Raw genomic sequence first — 22,963 nt, 5'->3', positions numbered from 1 at the left:
AATTATCCGGAATAATTCTATAAAACTGAATTGAAATTCCTGAAAAATTTTATTTCTATAAGATATATGGAATAAAATGGTGTATAAAATACTTTTTAAGTAAGGTTTATTTTTAATTCAATATTTAAAATAATTCCAATTTTTGAAAAAATAGAGTTATTTATTTTAAGTATTTTGTTTTCAATATTTTAAAGTGTTTGTTTTTATGTTTATAGTATCTGTGACGTATGTGTTTATGAGCTTGTAGTGTATCTGTAGCGTATCGGTTTTCTTGGGTTGAGTATAAAATAACTATAACATTGCATCAATATTTATGACGGTGAAAATATAATTGAGAAAATGAAAATGTACTTATAAAAAAGTATTCCCATGCTTATTTTATGGGTGCTGTTTTTATCAGATATCAAGGTTTAGAAGATCAAAAAAAATCAAAGAAATATCATTTGCTTATAGGAACAAAATTATCAATGTAATGTAGCAGAAAGCTTCTTTAGCTAAAACCATATTAACAATCAATTTAAATACAATAAACACAGAATGAAAAAGTATCTACTACCATTATTTGTAATGGCTTACTCGCTCAACTATTCACAAGTTGGCATCAATACTCCCAATCCACAGGGAATCTTTAATATTGATGGGAAAAAAGATAATAATGGCACAGGAAGTCCTACGGGAGTGCAACAGGCCAATGATTTTGTAGTAACAGCCGATGGAAGTGTTGGGGTGGGAACTACATCACCTGATCTGTCTGCAATGCTGGAACTTAATGTCAGTCAGTTGGTATCTGGAAAGCAGAAAGGCTTTCTGGGGCCAAGAGTAGCTTTAACGGCTTATAACGACGCTTCTACAATTCCCAGTCCGGCTACAGGACTGTTGGTTTATAATCTGGGAACTCAATCTACATTTACCTATGCAGGATATGTATATTGGGACGGCTCCCAATGGAGACCTTTGGATGGACGTTCATTACAGCAGGGAAGCATAGGAGCCTTAAGATGTACCGATGCTAATCTTGACCCCTTAACGTATACTGCCGGAACTCCTTTTCAGGGAACAATGACAATTCCTTATACAGGAGGAAACGGTGGAATATATGCTGGACAGGTAATAGGACCCGTAAACGGACTTACCGCAACCCTTACACAAGGAAATTTTGCACAGGGATCAGGAAGTTTAACCTATACAGTCTCCGGAACCCCTACAGTCTCCAGCCCTAATACAACGGTATTTCCTGTTTCCGTCGGCGGACAGACGTGTAATGCAGAAGTAGGTGGCGGTAAGAAACTTAGCCCGGGAGAATATCAGTTCTTCACATATGAGGTTCTTGCCACTACAACAGGATTATTGAGTACGATGATTCCGGATGCACCTATTTTAGGTGGAAAAGTTAGATTGGATATTAGATTTTTGTCCAGTTCTAATACAGGGTCGGGTGGAGTGACTTACAATCCGAGATTAGTGAATGTATCTTCCAGTAATGTTAAAATGTGGTATTCAGCACTATCCAGTGTAGACCGTTTTAGACGGGCCAATATTTTAGTAGCTCCGGGAGGATATGTAGAAACAGATAACGGGATCTATCTTAACTGGGGAGATAATATGAACAGTGCTTCAACACCTATTACTGCTACCAGCAGCTCTGATGATTCTCAGGAAATAGAAACTATAGATCTTGCTATTGATGGAGTTTGGTATCGATTAACCGTTTTTGTTTATGTAGATAACTTAAACGATACAATTCCTGCCAATAACATCAGACGTATTCATATTACAGCACAAAGAATGTCTTCTTAATATTGAATTCCGGCGGGGCTCCGCCCCGCCGGAACCTTTAAAGTATCTGTTATGATTAAGTTGATAAAAAGATACATAAGATCGTTCTTTTGAAGCCTTTGACTTATCCCTTTGAACAAAACACAAATTGATTATAAATACTGCCTTCTTATTAATGAAAGGTTGGCAGTATTTTAAAAAGAAGAAGAATGAATTATAAAAACATTCATATAGGAAATCTCATCAAAACTGCTGTTGCTGAAAGCAGAGTAGAACTATCCCGTATCTGTAATTTTCTGCATTGTACAGAAAAAGAAGTTGGAGAAATGTATACCTGCGGCAGCCTGGATACCCAAATTTTACTGAAATGGAGTAAACTTTTGGAATATGATTTCTTCAGAATCTATTCCCAGCACCTTATTCTTTATGCTCCGGCCACCCCCAAAACGAAAAACGCTTCATCTGCAGATAAAAAACAGGATTACCCCGGTTCCGTAAAAATATTTATACCCGGGAAGTCATAGATTTTATTCTTGAACAGATAAAAAATAGCAAAATGACAAAGGAAGAAATTGTTATACGGTATAAAATTCCCAAAACAACCCTTTATAAATGGATTGATAAATACAGTAAGTAAACCGGATATAGAGAGAATTAAAATATGGAAAAATATAAACAACCGGATTTTAAACAGATTTACACAGACATGATTATCAGTAAATACCCGAATAAATATGGTCTGTGCGAATATTTATTGTCCAAAAATGAACTTTTAGCCTTGGATATTCTGAAGCTTAATACCATTATCTTCGGGGCTTCTGAAAAAAACAACAGCAAGTATCGTTCATATAAAACAACTGATATTCTTAGTATTTTGGATTATCAGAAAGAACATAAACTGAATAATAGCCAGGTAGCCCTTCATTTTAAACTAAGCCGTAATACCATAGCAAAATGGAGAAAAATATTTTTGGTATAAATAGATAATTCTGTAAAAATAACAGTGATTTTTAAACATGAAAGCTTAAGGAAATAGACTTGATATTACCAACTTAAAATGCTTATTATGAGATGTTTTATCATCCTTTCATGATCTTTCTTATCTTCAAAAAGTTGAAATTATAAAACTTATTCCTGTAAATATATTTAATCATAATTAATTATTGAAATGAAATATAAACGCATTTTGGCTATTTTTGTATTGAATTTCATGCTTTTTGCTAAATATCTATAAATTATGTTCCGTAAAATCTGGGATTATATTGCGAACAGGCATATTGCTCCCAATACAGGTCCGCTTGAGCTTATTGAAGCTCAGAGAATGAATCTTTTTGCGTTTTCTATTGGAGCTGTTTTAATCTTTAATGGCTGCAGAGATCTGTTATTTGGGCTAAAAATCAATTTTTATGTTCTATCGGCATTGGGATTATTCTACCTTTACCTTTTCTTTTTTACAAAGGCGAGATATAACCATTTTGTTACGCTGTTTAGCTTAGAACTTTTTATGTTCCTGGTTTTCTTTTTCTCATCCACTACAGGTTTTGAAAACGGATTGTCATTATATTATTTTGTCATTATGCTGGCCTCACTGTTTATTTTTAACTCTAAAAAAACAGTATGGTATAATCTCATTGTTTATCTTACAGCACTCGTTTTTTTCAGCATCAGCCATTATTATGATTTCAGGATATTTACGATTAAAGGAGCAGATAATGTGCTGTTTTCAGAAAATCAAAGGCTGATTACCTTTTTGCAGGTGTTTTTAGGAGTGAGTATCCTTGGGTATTTTATACTCTCAAAGCAGTTCAAGATTGTAAAGTTATATCAGCAGGCGATAAGAAGTGAAAAGATTATAGCCGATATGAGAACAAAACTCAACAGCAAAGATCAGATAGACCTGGAAGGCATTGTAAAGCTGGCTATGAATGATGATATTGCCTTTATTCCTAAAGTAAAACAGACATTTCCCAATTTATATGGTAACCTGTTAGAACTTAATTCTGATATGAATGCTGATGAATTTAAACTTTGTGCCCTGATTAAATTAGGTTTTACAACAAAAGATATTGCGGAGTACAATCACCTTGCAGTACGAACCATACAGACCAGAAAAAGCAGACTCAGAAAATCATTCAGAATCTCTGCCGATGTTGATCTCTATAGATGGATTGATACAATATAGTCAGATAATAATTGATTCATAATATTGTTAATCAGCTTTAGGGACTGTGCTATTTGCGTTTTGAAATAAAAAAGAGTGGTAAAATCTTGTTTTTTGCCTGAAATTAACTAATTTTATCCCAACCAAGTAAACAATCTGTTTTGAGAACAACTCTTAAACCTGTTATAGCTTAGTATTAGCCTTCACAAACCACAGGCTAATTATTCTTTCGTTCAGATAACTCTATCTGAACAGGTTTTCATTTAACCCTATTATTTTACTGCATTGCCAAGAAGGCAACTGTATCTGCTATTTCTGTTTTGACAACTTTGTTGTTCAGAAGGAAATAGGAGAGTGTATTTCTGTTCAATAGCTGTACTTATTGTGTAATGCATGAATAATAGGTGAAAAAATTCTAAAGAATATTAAGCACCAATTATAATGAGTATAGAGTATACATGGGGAGTAAAAGCCCAAAACACCCCGCTTTTGAAAAAGAAATGCAATCATTGTGACAGCGACAGGTTTTACTGCAGTGATAAATTCAGGCTGAATGCCCAAAAAAGAATATTGACATTTGGTTAATTTACCGATGTGTAAAATGCAATAGCCGATACAATATGACCCTTTTTTCAAGAATTAGAACCGAATCTATCAGTAAGGAAATTTTCAACAGACTTTCAGAGAATGATACAGATCTGGCCTGGGAATATGCATTTTCCCGCGAAACAAGAAGGAAAAATAATGCAGAGGCAGATTTAGACAGTGTGGCATATGAAATTCAGTTTGATGAAATTTCGATAGAGCAATTGATGGCTTCAGAAAATGAAATACTGAGTTTTAAAATCAATTGTCCTTTTGAATTTAATCTGAAATTATCTACCGTGGTGAGAACCTGTTTACAACTTTCATCAGGCAAAATGAATCAATTGATTGATGCAAATGCTGTTTTCGTTCATGAAAGACCATTACAGAAAAAACATAAAGTTCAGAACGGAGATATTGTTAAAATTCAAAAAGATATATTGAAGAGTATATTATGCAATGAAGAAAAACACGTTGAAGCAAATGTAAAAGAATAAATCTCAATCAAAAATTAAGCTGTATAATATTTTGCCACTAATTCACAAATAAAAAAAGAATTCGTGCATTAGTGGCAATTAAAAATCTGCATAATCTCCGGAATCTGCGAGATAAAAAATGGTTTTCAAAGAGATTCTTCACTACGCGTTTGAACTACGTTCGAAGACCTTCAGTCTGTATTCAGAATGAGATTTTGGAGACAGACATCTATCTATTGTAATGGATTTATCCGGAAAACTCATCCAGCATATCTGCGGAAGGAACAAAAAACAAAGTTCCTGTCCGGGCAGTACTGAAATCCAGAATTCTGTCGTAATTTCCTGCAGGATCACCAATGAACATATTGGTCAGCATTTTTTCTACAGTACTGAATGTACTTGCATAGCAGATAAAATAAGTTCCCATTTCATTCGTGGAAACATTTCCGAAAGGCATATTGTCTCTAACCACTTTGAAATCATCTCCCACGTTCGCCAAAGCGATGTGAGAATTTTTAGGTTTTACATCATCATCCATTTCGATATCCTGTTCTTTGGATCTTCCGATCACTTTTTCCTGATCTTCTACAGAAAGAGACTTCCAGGCATTCATATTATGGATATATTTCTGAACAAAAAGATAACTTCCTCCCTCATATTCGGGGTCTGTATCTCCTATTACTGCAAAATAATCACGGTCCTTTCCATGTGGATTTTCCGTACCGTCTACAAAACCTAAAATAGATCTGCTGTCCCAATAGCGGAACCCCTGTACCTCTACCACACAATCAGCAATTTCTGTCATAAAATCCGAAATGGTAGAAGCCATATCATACGCCAGACTTTTTTCATCAGAACGAATATGAAAGTGAATATCGCCTCTCGTACTCACCGCAGTGTGTTTACTGCCTTTTATTTCTTCAAATTTTTTAAACTCTTTAGGTAACGGGCTTGGTAATTCAAGTTGTAACCATGCCTCATATCCAATTCCCATTACACAGCTCGCTTTGGAATTCGGAAAACGGTCAAGTGCAGAATTGTTCAGATTGGTAACCAAAGCACACATTCTCTGAAATACAGATTTAATCTTGGCGGCATCTGCATTCTCTTTGAAATTCCAGACTAGGAAATAAGTATTGTTGTTAGGATAATCGGTGACATTTTGAGAGTTCATATTTTTTTGTGTTTCGTTTGCAGACATTTTTATTGTTTCAAATCAATCAAATTTAATAAATGATAATGGTAACCCATCACTTTATTCTTTAGATAAACAATTTATGACATTTTTTTCACAAATTACTGCAAAGACTTTTATATTTTCCATCATTAATCAAGCTGTAAAATGAGTATTATTGTAATGAAATAAACCTTCAATAAATTAATATGGGGCATTGGGAGATTTTTCTGTTCTTTTTGATAATTGCATTTGTGTACTCATCAGTTGGATTTGGCGGTGGTTCCAGTTATCTGGCAGTATTGGCTATGTATAGCCTGCCTTATCAGGAAATCCGCTTAACTGCATTGATCTGTAACGTCATTGTGGTGGTGGGTGGTGTTTATATTTACATTAAAAACAAACAGATCGATTGGAAAAAAGTACTCCCCATTACATTGGTAAGTGTTCCTATGGCTTATTTAGGAGCCATACTGAAAATAAGCCAGGAAACATTTTTCCTGATCTTAGGAGTCACTCTTATCATTGCTGCACTCTTATTATGGATTAAAACAGACTCTAAAAGTGATGAAAAGATATCACAGGAATCAAAATCAGCCATCTTTGGAAATAGCCTTTTAGGCGGTGGAATTGGCTTTTTGTCAGGATTAGTGGGAATTGGTGGCGGAATTTTCCTTTCTCCTTTATTAAATCTGATGAAATGGGATACCCCAAGGAAAATTGCAGCTACTTCCAGTGTTTTTATATTGGTGAATTCCATATCGGGAATTTTCGGACAATTATCAAAACTGTCTGTAGATATGGATTATTTTAGAATTGCAAGCTTATGTCTCGCTGTTTTGATAGGTGGCCAGATTGGATCCAGAATGTCCCTGAAATGGAATCCTCTGGTGATCAAAAGAATGACTGCAGTTCTTGTATTGGTGGCGGGAGTAAATGTTCTCATAAAATATTGGTAAAAAATAGCTTAAAAATAAAATGAAACTTAAAATATTAGCCTTTGGAATAGCGAAAGATATTTTCGGAGCCCCGGAAAAAGAATTAGAATTTCAGGATGGTTTGAATGTGATTCAATTGAAAGAGAAATTGGAACAAGACTTTCCACAACTCATAAAACTGAAATCCTATTTCATTGCAGTGAATGAAGAGTATGCTGAAGACGATCAGACCATTGTAAGCACAGATGAAATAGCGGTGATCCCTCCTGTGAGTGGAGGATAAGCCCAACCATTCGTGCATTCGTGGCGAAAAAAAAGAACTTGTGGAATTAAAGCCAAAATTGAAAAGAAATGATTGACATCAGAATAACAGAAGATACATTAGATATAACCGAATGTCTTACTCTGGCTCAGGACTTAAGTAGTGGAGGTATTGCAACATTTATAGGAACTGTCCGCAACGTCACTCAGAATAAACCAGTCATCCGTTTAGAATATGAAGGGTACCAACCTATGGCTGTAAAAGAAATCAAAAAGATTATAGATCAGGCTATAGAATTATTTTCTGTCCGTAATATTGTGGTTCATCATCGTATTGGAATTTTGTTTCCTGGTGATGCTGCAGTAATTATTGTGGTAAGTGACGGACACCGTGATGCGGTTTTTGATGCCTGCCGTTATATCATTGATACCATAAAGAAAACAGTTCCTATATGGAAAAAAGAAATTTTTGAAGATGGTGAGGAATGGGTTTCCGCCCATCCATAATTGAAGACCGAAAATTCGTATATTTACTATAACAGATTATTCAGATATGAAAACCAATACATTAGAAAATAAATCTGTACAGAAGATAGATATTGTCAAAGTTAAAGAAAACAGCAGCTTTCCCTATACTGATGATCTCTCTGTAGAAGAACCGCTGGAAATCCAGATTTCCTATGGCCAAAAGGACCAGAGGATCAGTAAAAACATATCTGTCACCATGAGAACACCTGGGAATGATGCAGAGCTGGCAGCCGGTTTTCTATTCACAGAAGGAATCATTTCAGGATATCATCAGATTCAGAATATAGATCATCCACAGGCAGAATGCTCCAGAAACCGGGAAAATATTATTGAAGTGGAGTTGACTGAAGATTTTACTCCTCATCTAAAGAATGTTGACAGAAACTTTTATACTACATCCAGTTGTGGAGTATGCGGAAAAGGTTCTATCGAATCCATAAAGACCGTAAGCACTTTTAAGGATATCAAACGGGAAGATCAGATCTTACTATTTGATGTTTTGTATCGGCTATCCAATAATTTACAGTCTTTTCAGAATAATTTCAGTGCCACAGGAGGAATTCATGCCTCAGGAATCTTTGATTTTGAAGGCCAACTATTGGCATTACGGGAAGACGTAGGAAGACATAACGCATTGGATAAACTGATTGGCCATGCATTGTTTACAGGACAACTTCCTTTGAAAGATAAAATTTTGGTGCTCAGTGGAAGAGCCAGTTTTGAACTCATTCAGAAAGCAGCTATGGCAGGGATTACTGTAGTGGCCGCAATAGGAGCACCATCCAGCCTTGCAGTAGAGGTAGCTAAAGAGTTTGATATGACTTTGCTGGGTTTCCTCAGAGACAACAGATTTAATATTTATAATGAAAGCAGCTTCCACAAAATCATTGAAAAATAAAAAAATCGTAATCAAAAATAACCATCACGAACAAATAAAATAATTTGATTTCGTGGTTAAAAGAAATAAACCAAATGAAAATAAGAATAAAAGACAACTCCATCAGATTTCGTTTAACCCAATCCGAGGTTTCAGAATTAGGAAGAAGCGGAATTGTTTCCAGTTTTACAGAGTTTGTAGACAGACCATTCATTTATGCTATAGAGAAAACAAAAGACGCAGTATTATCTGCAGCATTCATTGAAAATAGAATAGTCATGAAAATGCCTGAAGCGATGGTAGAAGAGTGGATATCTACAGATATTGTAGGATTTGACGGGCAGGCAGGTCTGGTAAAGCTTTTGGTAGAAAAAGACTTCGTATGCATAGATAATACGTTGGAAGACCAAAGCGATAACTATCCGAATCCCAATCTTAAATGTTAATCACTTTACAAAATAAAAGGTTATGGAAGACAATAATAAAAAGAAAGTAGAAGAAGAAATCAGCAGAGAACCCAATGCTGAAAATCCATTCACTTTACTTGACCTTAAATTGACACACGTAGAAAAAGCAGCTGCAGGAGTTCCGGCAGTAATGGCTGCTTTTAGTGATTTATTTGAAGAAAAAACACCTGTCCGAGGGATGAGAGCCCTGTTCAAAATGAATCAGATGGGTGGTTTCGACTGTCCAAGCTGTGCCTGGCCGGATCCTGATGATGAGCGTTCCGTTCTTGGAGAATATTGTGAAAATGGGGCAAAAGCCCTTGCGGAAGAAGCCACTACCAAAAGAGTAACGCCTGAATTTTTCAAACAGAATTCCGTATATGATCTGGCAAAATTAGATGATTATCAGATTGGTAAAATGGGCCGACTTACTGATCCTATGTATCTCGCTCCGGGAGCTACTCATTATGAACCCATCAGTTGGGATCATGCCTTTAAAAAAATTGCGGAACACTTTAATGCACTTGAATCTCCGGATCAGGCTGCCTTTTATACATCCGGCAGAACGAGTAATGAAGCATCATTTGTCTATCAGTTATTTGCCAAAGAATTTGGAACGAATAATATGCCCGACTGTTCCAATATGTGCCATGAAACTTCAGGTTCTGCACTTCGTCCAACCATAGGAATCGGTAAAGGAACCGTAACACTGGAAGACTTTTATGATGCAGAAGTCATTGTCATTATTGGTCAGAATCCAGGAACCAATGCCCCAAGAATGATGAGTGCCTTGGCAAAAGGAAAGAAAAACGGAGCTAAAATTATAGCCATTAATCCATTACCGGAAGCTGGATTGATGGGATTCATTAATCCTCAGAGCGTCAAAGAAATCCTTACGGGCGGTGTTCAGCTGGCAGATCTTTATTTACCGGTAAAGATTAACGGAGATATGGCTTTATTAAAAGCTTTGGAGCTTCTTTTAATCGAATTTGAAAAACAAAATCCAGGTAAAGTTTTTGATGAAGATTTCATTAAGAATAAAACAGTAGGATATGAAGACTTTATGAAGCAGTTTGATAAGTATAAGCTTGACGAATTAGCTGAACTTTCAGGGGTTTCCAAAGAAGCTCTTCGCCAGGCTGCAGAAATGATGGCTTTCAAAAAGAAGATTATCGTGAGTTGGGGAATGGGACTTACTCAGCAGCCCAACGGAGTAGATATGATCCGCGAAATCCTGAATATTCTTTTACTGAAAGGAAGTATTGGTAAACCTGGAGCAGGAGTTTGCCCCGTAAGAGGTCACAGTAATGTTCAGGGAAACAGAACGATGATGATTGATGAAAAACCTACTGATGAACAGCTTGATCGCCTGGAAAATTTCTACGGATTTAAAGTTCCGCGTAAACATGGATACGATGTAGTACGCGCCATAAAAGCCATTCATGAAGAAAAAATAAAAGTGATGTTCTGTATGGGAGGTAACTTTATTTCTGCAACTCCTGATACGACTTATACAGCCAATGCTTTGAGAAAACTTAATTTATTGGTATCTGTTTCCACTAAGTTGAACAGAGGACATCTTGTTCATGGAAAAGAAGCTTTGATTCTCCCGACTTATGGCCGAAGTGATAAAGATATTGTCAATGGTGAAGTACAGATCATCACCACAGAAAACTCCATGGGAGTTGTTCAGAGTTCAAAAGGAATGCTGGATGCCGTTTCGGATAACCTCATCAATGAAACCCAGATTGTATGCCGTATGGCAATGGCTACTTTAGGGGATCGTTCTGTGGTAAACTGGCAACGTTTCCACGATAGTTATGATGCGGTAAGGGATGATATTGAACAGTGTATCCCCGGCTTTGCAGACTACAATGTCCGTGTCAGACAAAAAGGTGGATTCTATCTTCCCAATGCAGCAAGAGATGAACAGCGTTTTGCGAAAGAATATGGGGGACGTGCTCCGTTTACGTTAACGGAAATTCCGGACAATACATTAGCTTCTGATGAATATATGATGGCTACAACCCGTACTCACGATCAATTCAATACCACTATTTATGGCTTAGATGACCGCTATCGCGGAATTAAAAATGAGCGTCGTGTCATCTTCATGAACCAAAAAGATATTGATAAAGCAGGATTTAAAGCAGGTGATAAAGTAGACCTTTTTAACTATGATGACGGAATAGAAAGAGTGGCACCTCTGTTTATTATCGTTTCCTATCAGATTCCTGAAAAGAATACAGTTACTTATTTCCCGGAAACCAATGTTTTAGTATCTGTAAATAATGTTGTGAAGGAAAGTAATATGCCAGCTTCCAAATATGTGAAAATCAAGATTAAAAAACACGACCCTGAGGTATATAAAAAAGTAGATGAAATGTTGTATCAGGGAGCCATTCAAAAACCATAATTATTCTTATATTGTTGTATGAAAAAAATACTGCCTGTAGCGCTGCTATTGCTTTCTGGTTGGGCCTTTTGTCAATCCGGATTCAAATTGAAAGTGAATGGGGAAGTTCCCACACCTTTAGAGCTGAGTCTGACTGATTTATCAAAGATGCCGAGAAAAGAAGCCTCTCTTAAAGATAAAGATGGAAGTATTCATATTTACGCTGGAGTTTCCATCCGCGATATTCTTGCAAAGGCTGGAGCACCCTCAGGAAAAGAGCTTCACGGTGAAAATATATCAAAATATCTGTTGGCAAAATGTAAAGATGGCTATCAGGTTTTGTTTTCGTTAGCTGAGTTGGATGCTTCCATTGCAGATAAAAATGTGATTGTAGCAGATACAATGGACGGAAAACCTCTGGCAGAATCCAAAGGTCCGCTCCGTATTGTTGCAGAAGGCGAAAAGAAGCCTGCACGCAGCTCTTATCAATTGGAATCTTTAGTAATAGGACAGATAAAAAAATAATTTTTAAAATAAAGCTTTACAAAAAACGGTATGATTATAAGGAAAAAGGAACATTGGTTTAAAATGCTTTTTGTCTGGCATGGTTCAGTATTACCTGGGCTGTTGCCACGTCTCTTTTTGCTTTTTATCTTATCGCTAGGGATAGTTTATCTTCGTGGAGTTATTTTTTCCTTTAAAATTCCACTTAACCCGGCACCATTAACGTTATTTGGCTTTGTATTGGCCTTATTTTTAGGTTTTAAGAATAATGCCAGCTATGACAGATTCTGGGAAGGGCGTAAATTATGGGGAGCTTTATTAAATACTGCACGTTCTTTAACCCGTCAGGCTTTAACCCTGAAAAATGTAAAAGGCAGCAGTGTTTCTGCTTCCGAATTTATCAATTTGTTAGGAGCCTTTATTTTTGCCCTGAAACATCAGCTGAGAGGAACAGATGCTCATGAAGATTTAAAAGAAAGACTGAGTGAAGATCAGCTAAAAATTGTTTCTGCAGCAAAGTATAAACCTGCTGTTATCATGAGACTATTGGGAGAATGGGTTCAGAAAGCTAAAGACGAAGGAAGTATTGATACGATTCAACAGGCGCGTTTTGACGAAAATTTTGATAAACTTTCTGATATTTTAGGTGGATGTGAAAGAATCGTTTCCACACCATTGCCTTACAGTTACCGTGTTTTACTGCACCGTACCGTATACATTTACTGTTTTCTTTTACCGTTTGGATTAGTAGACTCTCTGAGGTGGTTTACTCCGCTTATCGTTGTGTTTGTGGCTTATACATTTGTGGCATTTGAAGCAATCGCAGATGAAATTGAAGAGCCATTTGGTACAGAGGCCAATGATCTGGCTTTGAACAGTATGTCTGTCATGATTGAAGAAACCATTCATGAAATGGCAGGAGAGGAGATTACTGCATCTAAAAAAGTACAGCAAACGATCATAGATTGATGGTAAGCTTATGGAATCGTTAGGAAAACCTGTTATTTATACCATTGGACATTCTACTCATCCCTTGGAAGAGTTTCTTGAGATGTTGAAATCATTCAATATTAAAGTTTTGGCTGATGTTCGGAGGTTTGCAGACTCAAAAAGATATCCGTGGTTCAGTAAAGAAAATCTGGAAAAAGTATTACCGGAAAATGCTATTGAGTATATCCATTTTGAAGCATTGGGAGGGAGGAGAAAAGTACAGCCCAATTCAGTTAACAGCCGTTGGAAAAATGAATCTTTCCGTGGGTATGCTGATTATATGCAGACTGAAGAATTCTCCAAAGCTATTGAAAAACTTGAAACCCTTGCAAAGATAAATACAACAGCTTTTATGTGCTCAGAAGCCGTATGGTGGAGCTGCCACCGATCTATGATTTCAGATTATCTAAAAGCAAAAGGATGGGATGTGGAACATATTATGGATATTGGAAAAGCGGTAGAGCATCCTTACACAGCTCCTGCAAGAATCAGTAACGGACAGGTTTTCTATTCAGATGCCAGTTTATTTGATTAAATAATCCCTTTATATCATTGCAAGCAAAGCAATCTTCGTGTTGGAAAACGCAAAGGCACAAGTTATTTATATGCTAAATGTTTTAAGGCGCAAAGATTTTATCTGCGATAAAATTGAATGCTGCAGAAATAATCATCTGTGTAAATCTGTGAGATCTGTGGGAAATAAAAACTATCGCTGATTAAGCTGATGACACTGATTCTTTTTGCTAAATACTAATTGCACGAATTTTTATATGAATAAATACAGGCATCAGTTAATACCCCCAAATTATTCGTGCATTCGTGGCCAATAAAACTATCGTGGTATTTCACCAATACCATTTTTCAAAGAAAACACTTCCTTCTCTGGAAATTGTTTTTTTATTTTTCTCACCGCATCCACACTTCGTTTACCGGATTGACAGTAAATTATGATAGGACTTAAAACCGAAGAAATAAAAGGAAAGTGGCTTTCCAGTTCATTTAATGGAATATTTTTTCCACCAATATTAAAGTGTTGATGTTCTTCCTTTGTTCGCACGTCTATAACTTCAAATTTGTTTTGATTTTGCTTAAATTCTTCAAAACTCACAAGTTGAACAGTCTGTGGAAGATCAGTAATTTGAACAGAAGTTTTTCTAAGCTTAATGATCTGAGTCTTGCCATTCATTACATTAATCATCCATAGTTTTCCAGCTAAAGTTTCTTCAGATCCGATGAGGTATTTTATAGCTTCGTTAGCCTGCATACAGCCTACAATTCCGGCCAAAGTTGGAATTACACCACCTTCTCTGCAATTGGGAACCTGAGACTCTTCTGCATTTGGGAAAACATCACGATAATTTGGAGAATATGTACCATCTTTTTGTAAAACATTCCAGATGCTGACCTGACCTTCATGTTGGTAAATAGCCCCATACACTAAAGGTTTTCCAGCCAAGACACAGGCGTCATTCAACAGGCATTTCGTTTCAAAATTATCAGTTCCTTCAATGATGAGGTCAAATTCTGAGATCAATTCCATAACATTAGAAGAAGTGATTCTTAGCCTATAAGGAATAATAGAAACAGAAGGATTTTGTTGCTCCAATCTTTTAGCCGCAACATCTACTTTGTAAACTCCTACATCCTCAGGACTGTACAAAATCTGGCGATGGAGATTGCTTAAAGAAACAGTATCATCATCCGCAATACCAAGAGTTCCAATACCGGAAGAAGCAAGATATTGAGCAGTAGGGCAGCCAAGTCCGCCCATTCCTACAATAAGAACTCTGGCATTTTTTAGCAATTCCTGAGAGGCCGTCCCAAATCCTGGTAAAGCAATCTGACATTGATAACGTTCAAAAGATGTATTCATAATTATTCTTTTTGCCACGAATGCACGAATTTTTAATGCTTATTTATTCCCTTTATTTTTAGAATTATTCATGTATTCGTGGCGATTAAATATTCTCGCAGATCACACAGATTTCGCAGATTTTCAAAATGACTTGGCTATGCAATTATGCAGTACTCAATTTTATCGCAGATAAAATCTTTGCGCCTTAAAAGCATTTAGCATATAAATACCTTGCGCCTTTGCGTTCTCCAACAAAATAATAGAGTCTTAAAACTGAGATTGCTTCGCTTTGCTCGCAATGACAATTGATGTTTTTACTTTTGTTAATCGCCTATGTGTCGATGTGGTAAAAAATCAGCTTTTCAGGATTTGTTGTGCTTTTTCTGCATCTTCAGGCGTATTCACATTCATCAAAGCATCCGGATTATCAGGTTTTAATATCAGGATATCACTATTAATTAAAACCTTACGCGGACAGGTATTTCCAATTCCCAGAAAGTTAAGCAGCAAAGGATAGCTTTTAGGCTCCCAAATCGTAATTAAAGGCTCCGGTAATCCATCAAAAGGGCTTTCATAAGTGGTTGCAGCCTTTTCAGGATCTCTTGACTGTACTAAGAACTCCAGAGATTTTGGATCGAGTAGAGGAAGATCACAGGCCACTACCAGCCATGCTTTATCTCTTTGAGCACGTAATGCAGAAAGAATTCCGCCAAAAGGACCCATATTCAGGAAGGTATCGGTAAGAGCTTTATAATTGGGGTCAAAATTTTCCAGTTGATCCTGTCTGCAGGAGATAAAAACCTTATCACAAAACGGAGCCAGAAGATCAGCCGCAAAATAGCGCTGTTCCTTTCCATGCCATTGAAGGAGATCTTTAGCCTTTCCCATTCTTAAGCTTTTTCCACCAGCGAGAACAAGGCCATTGATTTTAGGAATGACATTAGACTCTTTTGAAATCATTTTTTCCACCTGATTTTTCTATTAATTTAATTTCTTTGATAACAATATCGTGGCTTAATGCTTTACACATATCATAAACAGTGAGTGCTGCAACAGAGGCACCGGTAAGAGCTTCCATTTCTACACCTGTTTTAGCTTCAATGCTGGCAGTGCATTCAATGACAATATCATTTTGCTCATTCAGTTCTATCTGTAAATTACAGTTATCGAGTCCAATAGGATGACAAAGAGGAATAAGTTCACTTGTTTTTTTAGCCCCCATAATTCCTGCAATAATGGCAATTTGGAATACTGAACCCTTTTTTGTTTTGAAATCGTCCTGTTGTAAAGCTTCCAATACATTTTCAGGCAAAGAGATGATGGCTTGTGCAACCGCTTTTCTCTTGGTAACACTTTTTCCACCAACATCTACAATTGCAGGCTGCCCGTTCTTATTAAGATGAGTAAATTCTGACATATATTGTTTTTTTTACCACTGATGTGGTGTTTTTTGCCACGAATTTTCCAAAGGAATCTATATCGTTATATTCCAATATAGTATTCGTGCATTCGTGGCATTTTATACGTTATTTTAATCATTATATTTCCATATTCGGTACACGTCTCCCTTTTTAAAACTATTCTGTTCCAAAGGAAGCTCCATAAAAGCATTCGTGTCCGCAAGATGAGAAAAATCTCCTGAACCATTTGTATTCACCGATTCAGCAGTGAGCTGCCCCAATTGATTTGTACTCAGTTTCACCTGAACAAAATATTGGAGAGCAAATGGAACTTCAATATCGTTTTGTAATACCGCAAACTGAATAGATTTTCCTGATATTTCCAAAGACTTTTCCAGCCAGGGAATAAAGTATCTGTGTAAACACATAAATACAGAAACTGGGTTTCCCGGAAATGCAAAAACAAGTTTCTGTGCATCATTTTTACCAAACCAAAAAGGCTTCCCCGGTCTTTGTTTTATTTTGTGAAAAAGCTTTTCAATTCCCAGTTCTTCACAGACTTGAGGTAAATAGTCAAATTTTCCCATAGATACTCCGCCACTCATTAGCAGCACGTCATATTCATGGATACAACGGGAAATTTCTTTTTTGATCTCTTCATAATCATCGTTGAGGTGAAGAGTATCTGCTTCGATATGATATTTTTTTAAAACAGACTGTATGGTAACTCCATTTGAGCGTCTTAATTGGTAGGGAGAAGGAATAGATTCCGGGCTTATCATTTCATCTCCTGTAGAAATGATGATGATCTTAGGCAATTTCTTTACTGCAACAGAGGTTTTTCCAATAGAAGAGGCTATGCCAATAATTGCCGGAGTGATCACTTGATTGGCCTGTACCAAAATTTCACCTACTTTTTTATCTCTGCCTTTCAGATGAATATTCTGTCCTTTTTTAATATCAATGGTGATACTTGCGATCCCATTATTGATGGAAATGTCTTCATATCGGATTACAGTATCAACCGTTTGATCTAAAGCTGCTCCGGTCATAATTTCTATACATTCAGTTTCCGAATCAGTAGCTACGGAAGGTTCTCCCGCAGACTGTACAGCTTTGATAGGATAGGAACGAATGCCTTTTTCATAAGCAGCATAGCAAATGGCAATTCCATCTACGGTAGGGCGGTCAAAAGGTGGTAAATCCCGATCTGCGGTAAGGTCTTCCGCCAAAACTCTTCCTAATGCTTGGTCATAAGCAATATATTCAATTCCGAAATCATTCGTTTGGGAAAGGATGAGGTCTTCTGCCTGTTGTACGGTTATCATTTCCATAGTTATCCTCCTATTGTTGCCATCGACTGATGAATGGATGATGCGTTAAGGCTCTGCTGTTCTGCTTCCCATCCGTCTTTGGGTTTATGATGTATGCTGTTGATGATGATATTTTTCAATTCGTTATCGGTTGTTCCGGAGCGGATAAGATCTTTTAAATTGATTCCGCCACCTTCATACAGACAGGTTCTCAAGATTCCGGAAGGAGTGATCCGTATTCTGTTGCAATCTCCACAAAAAGAACGGGTATATGCGGCAATAATACCAATGTTTCCTGTAAAACCGGGTATTTTATAATTGTAAGAGGTGGAACTTTTAGGATCTTCCATTTTTTCTATTTCAGGAAAATGATTTCTGATGTGAGTATAGATTTGCGGATAATCCCATTTGGGAGCAACCTCAGCATCATTATTTCCATTGAAAGGCATTTCTTCAATAAAGCGGACATCCACCGGAAGGTCTTTTGTGAGTCCAATCAAAGGAATAATATCTTCAATATTCTGCTGATCCATTACTACTGTATTAATCTTTACTCTGATCTGATTCTTCAGTAAGCTATCGAGCGTTTTCATCACTTTATCAAAGCTTTTACGACGGGTAATTTTGAAAAAACGATCCTCATCCAATGTATCAAGACTAAGGTTGACAGATTTTACTCCAAATGCTTTAAGTTGTGGGATGTACTGTTCGGTAAGAAGTCCATTGGTGGTTAGGCTGATATCTGTAAGCCCATGAAGCTGTGATATTTTTTCAATAAGGCTGATGCAGTTTTTTCTGACAAACGGTTCACCACCTGTGATTCTGATTTTATCTACTCCAAGATCTGTAAAAACAGAACATATTCTGAGCATTTCTTCATCAGTCATCAGATCATTCTGTTTGATCCATGTAAGTCCGCTTTCCGGCATGCAGTAAGTACATCGGAGATTGCATCTGTCCACAACGGCCAGCCTTAGATAGTTGATATGTCTTCCGAATTTGTCTGTTAACATATAAGTAAAGGTAAAAGAACCTTACACAAATATACTTATTGTTTTCACGATAAACTAGAAATATAAATATCGAAAATTAGATAGAAAAAAAAGGTTTGTATCTCTTAAAAGTAAGATATATAGCTTGATAGAAGTGAAAGTTATTGTTTTTATAAACCTGACCAGTCTTAAATGATTATGGAAATATGATATTCTTATCACGGTTTCTGATATTTCCGGACGGGGAAGAAGAATGTATCTTTGCACGCTGCTAAAAACAACAGAAGATAAAAATATATTGAAGGGATTACAGAAACAATATATGAGGTATTTTCATAAATTAGTATTGAAAAGATTGGTATGATAATAGACAAAGAGTTGATTAATAAAAATTCAGTAGAAGAGGTGTTTAACAAAGGAATTGACGTTGTTTTTCAGGATGAGATCAGTGGGGATTCACTTAACTTTTTTCCTGAGAACTGTTTTACCATTATTTTATTAGATCAATGTGATGGTGGGAAATGCACCACCGGCCTGAATCAATACAGTTTAAAAGCTCAGCAATTATTCATCCATCTTCCCAAAAGAGAATACAAATGGGAACTGGCTCCTGGTACAGTAGGAAGAAGATTGATTATTAATGATGAAATTCTTAAAACCTTTTCTCCGACTCTTAAATTCACTTTTTCCTCTTACAGCAAATACGAAATGATAGCCCCTGATGATGAAACCTATCACAGGTTTAGTCTTGAGTTCAATGCTATCAGGAAGGAAATTGCTGCCGATGTTGTCTTTCCGGAACTGATCAACGCAAGGGTAAGGCTTTTAGCCCTTATTATCAATCTTTGGGTAGAACATGCTTACGGGAATAAAGCACTCAGTACTCCGGACAATCTTCCTTTCCGTTTTCATATGCTGGTGGACAAATATTATAAAACACAGAAAAATGTAGCTTTTTATGCTGATGAGCTGTGTATTACCCCTAATTATCTGGGAGTAATCTGCAGAAAACAGTATAAAATTTCACCGCTTGAGTTTATCAAAGAAAGAATTATTCTTGAAGCTAAAAATCTGCTCCACAGTTCAGATAAATCCATTAAAGAAATTGCTTTTGAACTTGGATTTCAGAACTTCTCCCACTTTTCTTATTTGTTCAGAGTAAAAACCGGATCTACTCCGAAAAATTACAGAAAAAAACTGCAGGAAGCTAAGCCGGATTCCGAATAAGCATCAAACAGACATTACAGTACGGAATATATGAACCGCATTTCCTGTAATTCTGATGATTTCAGGGTTGTGATTTTTTACAGTCACTTCAACTTTCATCTGTCCAATTCTATTGATAGTTTCTCCTTGCCTGCCGATAAATTCAAAAGTTCCATCAGAAGTTTCTACAATTCTGTTCTGAACAAGATAACCACCCAAAGGTCCACTGGCATTCCCGGTAACAGGATCTTCCTGAATACCGATAGCAGGAGCAAACATTCTTCCATAGGTTAAAACATCTTTATCATCAGAATCAAATGTAAATACAAAATAACCATTACAGCTAATTGTTTCGCTGAGATTGGCTAAAGCAGTAAAATCAGGATTCAGATGATTAAGTAATGTTCTGCTGTTAATGCCGATCATTACTTTAGAATGTTCTGTAGATGCAATCTGTACTGGACATTTCTCATTCAGATCCCAAATTTTTAAGCCTAAGGCATCTACAATTTTTTGTTTTATTGATGATTCAAAAGCTGGTTCCAGGCTAAAACTTCCCTGAGTCATTGTAATCTGATAGTCATTCTCTTCTTTTAGAATATTGATGGGTAAAATGCCAACCTGTGTATTGATGTTAATGGTACAGGAGTCTAGTTGGTTTTCCATAGCTACCGCATAAAGAGCTCCAATAGTAGCATGTCCACAAATAGGAACTTCAGTAGTGGGGGTGAAGTAACGTACATGGTAATCAAAATTATCATTCTGGTTAGGTTTTAACACAAATGCTGTTTCCGAATTATTGAGTTCCCTTGCAATGAGCTGCATTTCCTCAGCTGTCAGGATTTCAGCATTGAGTACTACACCAGCAGGATTTCCTTTGAATTTTTCTTTTGTAAAAGAATCAATTTGATACACGATTACTTCCTTCATCATAACTTATTAAATTCATCATAAAGATAAGTATAAATGAAATGATATTGTTTGTTTTTGCCTACTAAAGCAGGAATAAAATCTAAATGCATAGAAGTTTTGTTGGAAAACGCTAAGACGCAAGTTATTTATTTGCTTTGTGTTTTTAAGGCGCAAGGATTTTATCTGCGATAAAATTGAATGGCGTATATACAAAGTGTTTGTAGAAAACCAGCGAAATCTGCGAGAGCATATTAATCGGCACGAATGCACGAATAAGTTCTATGACTAAAGAGAAAAAATCAGCAAATAAACATTAAAAATATCCGTGCATTCGTGGCATTTATTTAATCATCATTCAGCCATTCAAGGAAGTTCTGAACCCTTACGCGGCTCACAACAATTTCATGGGGACACTCTGGCTCAAATTCAATTGCCAGCCTGCTGTTAACAACCTTTTTTATTCCTTTAATCGCTTTAATATTGGCAATACAGTTCCGGGAAACCCTGAAAAACACATCTTCTGTAAGTTGACCTTCCAACTGATCCAGAGTGTAATTAATGATATATCTTTTGTTATCAAATGTATGCAGCATGACTACTTTTTCTTCGCTGTAGAAGTAGGCAATGTTTCTGGATTCTACGTAGAGGTATCCGTCACGGGAATGAACAAGAAACCTGTTTTTTACCTTTTTCATAAGGGAAGACTCTACCATCCGGATGCCTATTTCTTTTTGTTCTCTGTCAAAATGAAGATCTTCAAGCTTGATAAGGGCACGTTCCAGATCCTCTTCAGAAATAGGTTTCAAAAGATAGTCTATGCTGTTGACTTTAAAAGCCTGTATGGCATATTCATCATAAGCGGTTGTAAAAATAATAGGAACCTCTACCTTAATAGGATTGAAAATTTCAAAACAGCTGCCATCTGATAGACTGATATCCATCAAAATAAAATCAGGTTTATGTTCCTGTAGAAATTCAACAGATTCTAATACACTTTCTGTTCTTCCCAATAACTGATAATCTGGCCTAAGGTGGTCTACCATTCGTTTCAGTTCAGAAAAAGCAAGACGTTCATCCTCAACAATTAAATATTTTTTCATTCTACGAAAGGTATTTTGACAATAAAATCATTCTGTTCTTCTATTATTCTGAGTTTTGTATGATAACGGTCGTATTGTGTATTCAGAAAAGACAACCCAATTCCTTCTCCTTTAGTGATATCATTTCGTAAAAATATTCTATTTCTGAAAGATATTCCACTTTCATCCACAGAAATGTAGATTAATAAAGGATTGGCAGCAGAACTTACATTATGTTTAAAAGCATTTTCCAGAAGAAGCTGAAAGCTGAAGGCCACCAATTTCCGGTGTTCCCATTGTTCAGTAGGTTCAATCTCTATTTTAAAGCCATTTTCAAATCTTATTTCCATCAGAAACAGATATTGCCGGAAGAAATGCATTTCCTCTTGTAATGTATTAAGTGGTTTTTTACTTACGGATAAGACCTGTCTGTAGACCTGTGATAATGCTTTAGTATATTTATTGGCCTGTTCCTGATTTTCATAGATCAGAGAAGATAATACATTCAGAGAGTTGAACAGGAAATGTGGATTTACCTGCGCTCTTAATGCATTATACTGATACATCAGCATATCCCGTTTCGCTTTCTCAGTAGCTTTAATGGCTTTACGTTCCGCCTGAAAGTAGAAGAGTAGATCAATGACCAGAAGGATGGGTAAATTGGCTGTAATATTGAGAATAAGACTGGTTTTATAAGAAAGTGACTGTCGGATTCCGATATCCATTACCTCTGTCACTGTAAAGCTGAAGATGATGTAGAGAAGAGCACATAACAGGATATTACTTACAAACAAAGCGGAAGCATGTCTATATAAACTGTTGTGTAGAGGAGTAATCTCATTAATGAATTTAATCAAAAGATAATCCAGAAAAGTCATAACCAGCACAATAGGATAGAAGATGGCAAACTGAAGCAGGAAATTATCCCATAAGCTGCTTTTTGACAAAATGCTGCTCTTCAGAATGGTATTGAAGAAAATGATTTGGTATATGGTGTATAAGGTAGTGACCAAAAAGTAATAGAATGGAAGCACATATCTTTTGGTTTTCTTTTCCTGATTCGGGAAAATTTCAGAAAGATCCATATGAAGTTCT

At 36.3% G+C, this 22,963-nt stretch carries 24 protein-coding genes; 15 read left to right on the top strand and 9 right to left on the bottom strand.

What is annotated here, in order from left to right:
• Nucleotides 1-537 precede the first annotated feature (537 nt).
• The 5 genes from BOQ64_RS01975 (at nt 538) to BOQ64_RS01955 (ending at nt 5,019) form a co-directional block, all read left to right on the top strand.
• Nucleotides 538-1,797 carry a hypothetical protein gene (locus tag BOQ64_RS01975; protein ID WP_129056495.1) on the top strand — a complete coding sequence of 420 codons (1,260 nt, stop codon included), beginning with the start codon at nt 538-540 and terminating at the stop codon, nt 1,795-1,797.
• Nucleotides 1,798-1,985: 188 nt separating this feature from the next.
• Nucleotides 1,986-2,300 (top strand): transposase, encoded by a 315-nt coding sequence (locus BOQ64_RS01970; RefSeq protein WP_317127579.1) that lies wholly within the window; start codon nt 1,986-1,988, stop codon nt 2,298-2,300.
• 137 nt (nt 2,301-2,437) lie between these two features.
• Nucleotides 2,438-2,755 (top strand): helix-turn-helix domain-containing protein, encoded by a 318-nt coding sequence (locus BOQ64_RS01965; protein ID WP_129056497.1) that lies wholly within the window; start codon nt 2,438-2,440, stop codon nt 2,753-2,755.
• 258 nt (nt 2,756-3,013) lie between these two features.
• Nucleotides 3,014-3,958: a helix-turn-helix transcriptional regulator gene (locus BOQ64_RS01960; protein WP_228448069.1), complete on the top strand. Its 945-nt coding sequence runs from the start codon at nt 3,014-3,016 to the stop codon at nt 3,956-3,958.
• 599 nt (nt 3,959-4,557) lie between these two features.
• Nucleotides 4,558-5,019: a DUF1062 domain-containing protein gene (locus tag BOQ64_RS01955; protein ID WP_262708720.1), complete on the top strand. Its 462-nt coding sequence runs from the start codon at nt 4,558-4,560 to the stop codon at nt 5,017-5,019.
• 226 nt (nt 5,020-5,245) lie between these two features.
• On the opposite strand, the gene BOQ64_RS01950 is transcribed toward BOQ64_RS01955, so the two are convergent.
• Nucleotides 5,246-6,172, bottom strand: coding sequence for a Dyp-type peroxidase (locus BOQ64_RS01950; protein WP_129056499.1), 927 nt, complete (start codon nt 6,170-6,172; stop codon nt 5,246-5,248).
• 209 nt (nt 6,173-6,381) lie between these two features.
• On the opposite strand from BOQ64_RS01950, the gene BOQ64_RS01945 reads away from it, so the two are divergent.
• From BOQ64_RS01945 to BOQ64_RS01905, 9 genes are all read left to right on the top strand, one after another.
• The gene (locus BOQ64_RS01945) at nt 6,382-7,131 is read left to right on the top strand and encodes a sulfite exporter TauE/SafE family protein (RefSeq protein WP_129056501.1); all 750 of its coding nucleotides are present in this window, start codon (nt 6,382-6,384) and stop codon (nt 7,129-7,131) included.
• Nucleotides 7,132-7,150: 19 nt separating this feature from the next.
• On the top strand, nt 7,151-7,393 hold the full coding sequence (locus tag BOQ64_RS01940; protein ID WP_129056503.1) for a MoaD/ThiS family protein: 243 nt from the start codon (nt 7,151-7,153) through the stop codon (nt 7,391-7,393).
• A 68-nt stretch (nt 7,394-7,461) separates the two neighbouring features.
• Nucleotides 7,462-7,878, top strand: coding sequence for a molybdenum cofactor biosynthesis protein MoaE (locus tag BOQ64_RS01935; RefSeq protein ID WP_129056505.1), 417 nt, complete (start codon nt 7,462-7,464; stop codon nt 7,876-7,878).
• Nucleotides 7,879-7,924: 46 nt separating this feature from the next.
• Nucleotides 7,925-8,797, top strand: coding sequence for a formate dehydrogenase accessory sulfurtransferase FdhD (gene fdhD / locus BOQ64_RS01930; RefSeq protein WP_129056507.1), 873 nt, complete (start codon nt 7,925-7,927; stop codon nt 8,795-8,797).
• A gap of 74 nt (nt 8,798-8,871) precedes the next feature.
• A complete protein-coding gene (locus BOQ64_RS01925; RefSeq protein WP_129056509.1) occupies nt 8,872-9,222 on the top strand; it encodes a DUF7009 family protein in 351 nt (116 codons plus the stop codon).
• Nucleotides 9,223-9,244: 22 nt separating this feature from the next.
• Nucleotides 9,245-11,638: an FdhF/YdeP family oxidoreductase gene (locus tag BOQ64_RS01920; RefSeq protein WP_129056511.1), complete on the top strand. Its 2,394-nt coding sequence runs from the start codon at nt 9,245-9,247 to the stop codon at nt 11,636-11,638.
• An 18-nt stretch (nt 11,639-11,656) separates the two neighbouring features.
• Nucleotides 11,657-12,142 carry a molybdopterin-dependent oxidoreductase gene (locus BOQ64_RS01915; RefSeq protein WP_129056513.1) on the top strand — a complete coding sequence of 162 codons (486 nt, stop codon included), beginning with the start codon at nt 11,657-11,659 and terminating at the stop codon, nt 12,140-12,142.
• 30 nt (nt 12,143-12,172) lie between these two features.
• Nucleotides 12,173-13,090 (top strand): bestrophin family protein, encoded by a 918-nt coding sequence (locus BOQ64_RS01910; RefSeq protein WP_129056514.1) that lies wholly within the window; start codon nt 12,173-12,175, stop codon nt 13,088-13,090.
• 10 nt (nt 13,091-13,100) lie between these two features.
• Complete coding sequence (locus BOQ64_RS01905; RefSeq protein WP_129056517.1) at nt 13,101-13,646, top strand: DUF488 family protein; 546 nt, start codon at nt 13,101-13,103, stop codon at nt 13,644-13,646.
• A gap of 297 nt (nt 13,647-13,943) precedes the next feature.
• On the opposite strand, the gene BOQ64_RS01900 is transcribed toward BOQ64_RS01905, so the two are convergent.
• The 5 genes from BOQ64_RS01900 to moaA all read right to left on the bottom strand — a co-directional run bounded on the left by BOQ64_RS01900 (nt 13,944) and on the right by moaA (nt 18,692).
• The gene (locus tag BOQ64_RS01900) at nt 13,944-14,984 is read right to left on the bottom strand and encodes a HesA/MoeB/ThiF family protein (RefSeq protein ID WP_129056519.1); all 1,041 of its coding nucleotides are present in this window, start codon (nt 14,982-14,984) and stop codon (nt 13,944-13,946) included.
• Between the two features lie 336 nt (nt 14,985-15,320).
• Nucleotides 15,321-15,926 (bottom strand): NTP transferase domain-containing protein, encoded by a 606-nt coding sequence (locus BOQ64_RS01895; RefSeq protein ID WP_129056521.1) that lies wholly within the window; start codon nt 15,924-15,926, stop codon nt 15,321-15,323.
• Complete coding sequence (gene moaC / locus BOQ64_RS01890) at nt 15,907-16,383, bottom strand: cyclic pyranopterin monophosphate synthase MoaC (protein WP_129056523.1); 477 nt, start codon at nt 16,381-16,383, stop codon at nt 15,907-15,909. The genes BOQ64_RS01895 and moaC overlap by 20 nt, the downstream gene beginning before the upstream one ends.
• A gap of 114 nt (nt 16,384-16,497) precedes the next feature.
• On the bottom strand, nt 16,498-17,700 hold the full coding sequence (locus BOQ64_RS01885; protein WP_129056525.1) for a molybdopterin molybdotransferase MoeA: 1,203 nt from the start codon (nt 17,698-17,700) through the stop codon (nt 16,498-16,500).
• Between the two features lie 2 nt (nt 17,701-17,702).
• Nucleotides 17,703-18,692 (bottom strand): GTP 3',8-cyclase MoaA, encoded by a 990-nt coding sequence (moaA, locus tag BOQ64_RS01880; protein WP_129056527.1) that lies wholly within the window; start codon nt 18,690-18,692, stop codon nt 17,703-17,705.
• Between the two features lie 339 nt (nt 18,693-19,031).
• Here moaA and BOQ64_RS01875 point away from each other — a divergent pair, with 339 nt between their 5' ends.
• Nucleotides 19,032-19,898, top strand: coding sequence for a helix-turn-helix domain-containing protein (locus BOQ64_RS01875; protein ID WP_129056529.1), 867 nt, complete (start codon nt 19,032-19,034; stop codon nt 19,896-19,898).
• Between the two features lie 3 nt (nt 19,899-19,901).
• Here the strand turns inward: BOQ64_RS01875 and BOQ64_RS01870 are convergent, their stop codons facing one another.
• The 3 genes from BOQ64_RS01870 to BOQ64_RS01860 form a co-directional block, all read right to left on the bottom strand.
• Nucleotides 19,902-20,810: a PhzF family isomerase gene (locus tag BOQ64_RS01870; RefSeq protein ID WP_185147053.1), complete on the bottom strand. Its 909-nt coding sequence runs from the start codon at nt 20,808-20,810 to the stop codon at nt 19,902-19,904.
• A 323-nt stretch (nt 20,811-21,133) separates the two neighbouring features.
• Nucleotides 21,134-21,889, bottom strand: a complete 756-nt coding sequence (locus tag BOQ64_RS01865; RefSeq protein WP_129056531.1) for a LytR/AlgR family response regulator transcription factor — start codon at nt 21,887-21,889, stop codon at nt 21,134-21,136.
• Nucleotides 21,886-22,953: a sensor histidine kinase gene (locus BOQ64_RS01860; protein WP_129056533.1), complete on the bottom strand. Its 1,068-nt coding sequence runs from the start codon at nt 22,951-22,953 to the stop codon at nt 21,886-21,888. The genes BOQ64_RS01865 and BOQ64_RS01860 overlap by 4 nt, the downstream gene beginning before the upstream one ends.
• Nucleotides 22,954-22,963: the final 10 nt, after the last annotated feature.

Source organism: Chryseobacterium sp. CH25, assembly GCF_004119455.1.
Taxonomy (GTDB): domain Bacteria; phylum Bacteroidota; class Bacteroidia; order Flavobacteriales; family Weeksellaceae; genus Chryseobacterium.
This window is presented reverse-complemented; position numbering and strand designations above follow the sequence as displayed.

Coding starts and splice junctions, on each gene's coding strand:
- moaA (WP_129056527.1), bottom strand. CDS start 18,692: ATGTTAACAGACAAATTCGGAAGACATATCAACTATCTAAGGCTGGCC.
- BOQ64_RS01905 (WP_129056517.1), top strand. CDS start 13,101: ATGGAATCGTTAGGAAAACCTGTTATTTATACCATTGGACATTCTACT.
- BOQ64_RS01895 (WP_129056521.1), bottom strand. CDS start 15,926: ATGATTTCAAAAGAGTCTAATGTCATTCCTAAAATCAATGGCCTTGTT.
- BOQ64_RS01870 (WP_185147053.1), bottom strand. CDS start 20,810: ATGATGAAGGAAGTAATCGTGTATCAAATTGATTCTTTTACAAAAGAA.
- BOQ64_RS01885 (WP_129056525.1), bottom strand. CDS start 17,700: ATGGAAATGATAACCGTACAACAGGCAGAAGACCTCATCCTTTCCCAA.
- moaC (WP_129056523.1), bottom strand. CDS start 16,383: ATGTCAGAATTTACTCATCTTAATAAGAACGGGCAGCCTGCAATTGTA.
- BOQ64_RS01965 (WP_129056497.1), top strand. CDS start 2,438: ATGGAAAAATATAAACAACCGGATTTTAAACAGATTTACACAGACATG.
- BOQ64_RS01955 (WP_262708720.1), top strand. CDS start 4,558: ATGACCCTTTTTTCAAGAATTAGAACCGAATCTATCAGTAAGGAAATT.
- BOQ64_RS01940 (WP_129056503.1), top strand. CDS start 7,151: ATGAAACTTAAAATATTAGCCTTTGGAATAGCGAAAGATATTTTCGGA.
- BOQ64_RS01960 (WP_228448069.1), top strand. CDS start 3,014: ATGTTCCGTAAAATCTGGGATTATATTGCGAACAGGCATATTGCTCCC.
- fdhD (WP_129056507.1), top strand. CDS start 7,925: ATGAAAACCAATACATTAGAAAATAAATCTGTACAGAAGATAGATATT.
- BOQ64_RS01900 (WP_129056519.1), bottom strand. CDS start 14,984: ATGAATACATCTTTTGAACGTTATCAATGTCAGATTGCTTTACCAGGA.
- BOQ64_RS01910 (WP_129056514.1), top strand. CDS start 12,173: ATGATTATAAGGAAAAAGGAACATTGGTTTAAAATGCTTTTTGTCTGG.
- BOQ64_RS01860 (WP_129056533.1), bottom strand. CDS start 22,953: ATGGATCTTTCTGAAATTTTCCCGAATCAGGAAAAGAAAACCAAAAGA.
- BOQ64_RS01925 (WP_129056509.1), top strand. CDS start 8,872: ATGAAAATAAGAATAAAAGACAACTCCATCAGATTTCGTTTAACCCAA.
- BOQ64_RS01975 (WP_129056495.1), top strand. CDS start 538: ATGAAAAAGTATCTACTACCATTATTTGTAATGGCTTACTCGCTCAAC.
- BOQ64_RS01875 (WP_129056529.1), top strand. CDS start 19,032: ATGATAATAGACAAAGAGTTGATTAATAAAAATTCAGTAGAAGAGGTG.
- BOQ64_RS01970 (WP_317127579.1), top strand. CDS start 1,986: ATGAATTATAAAAACATTCATATAGGAAATCTCATCAAAACTGCTGTT.
- BOQ64_RS01935 (WP_129056505.1), top strand. CDS start 7,462: ATGATTGACATCAGAATAACAGAAGATACATTAGATATAACCGAATGT.
- BOQ64_RS01920 (WP_129056511.1), top strand. CDS start 9,245: ATGGAAGACAATAATAAAAAGAAAGTAGAAGAAGAAATCAGCAGAGAA.
- BOQ64_RS01945 (WP_129056501.1), top strand. CDS start 6,382: ATGGGGCATTGGGAGATTTTTCTGTTCTTTTTGATAATTGCATTTGTG.
- BOQ64_RS01915 (WP_129056513.1), top strand. CDS start 11,657: ATGAAAAAAATACTGCCTGTAGCGCTGCTATTGCTTTCTGGTTGGGCC.
- BOQ64_RS01950 (WP_129056499.1), bottom strand. CDS start 6,172: ATGAACTCTCAAAATGTCACCGATTATCCTAACAACAATACTTATTTC.
- BOQ64_RS01865 (WP_129056531.1), bottom strand. CDS start 21,889: ATGAAAAAATATTTAATTGTTGAGGATGAACGTCTTGCTTTTTCTGAA.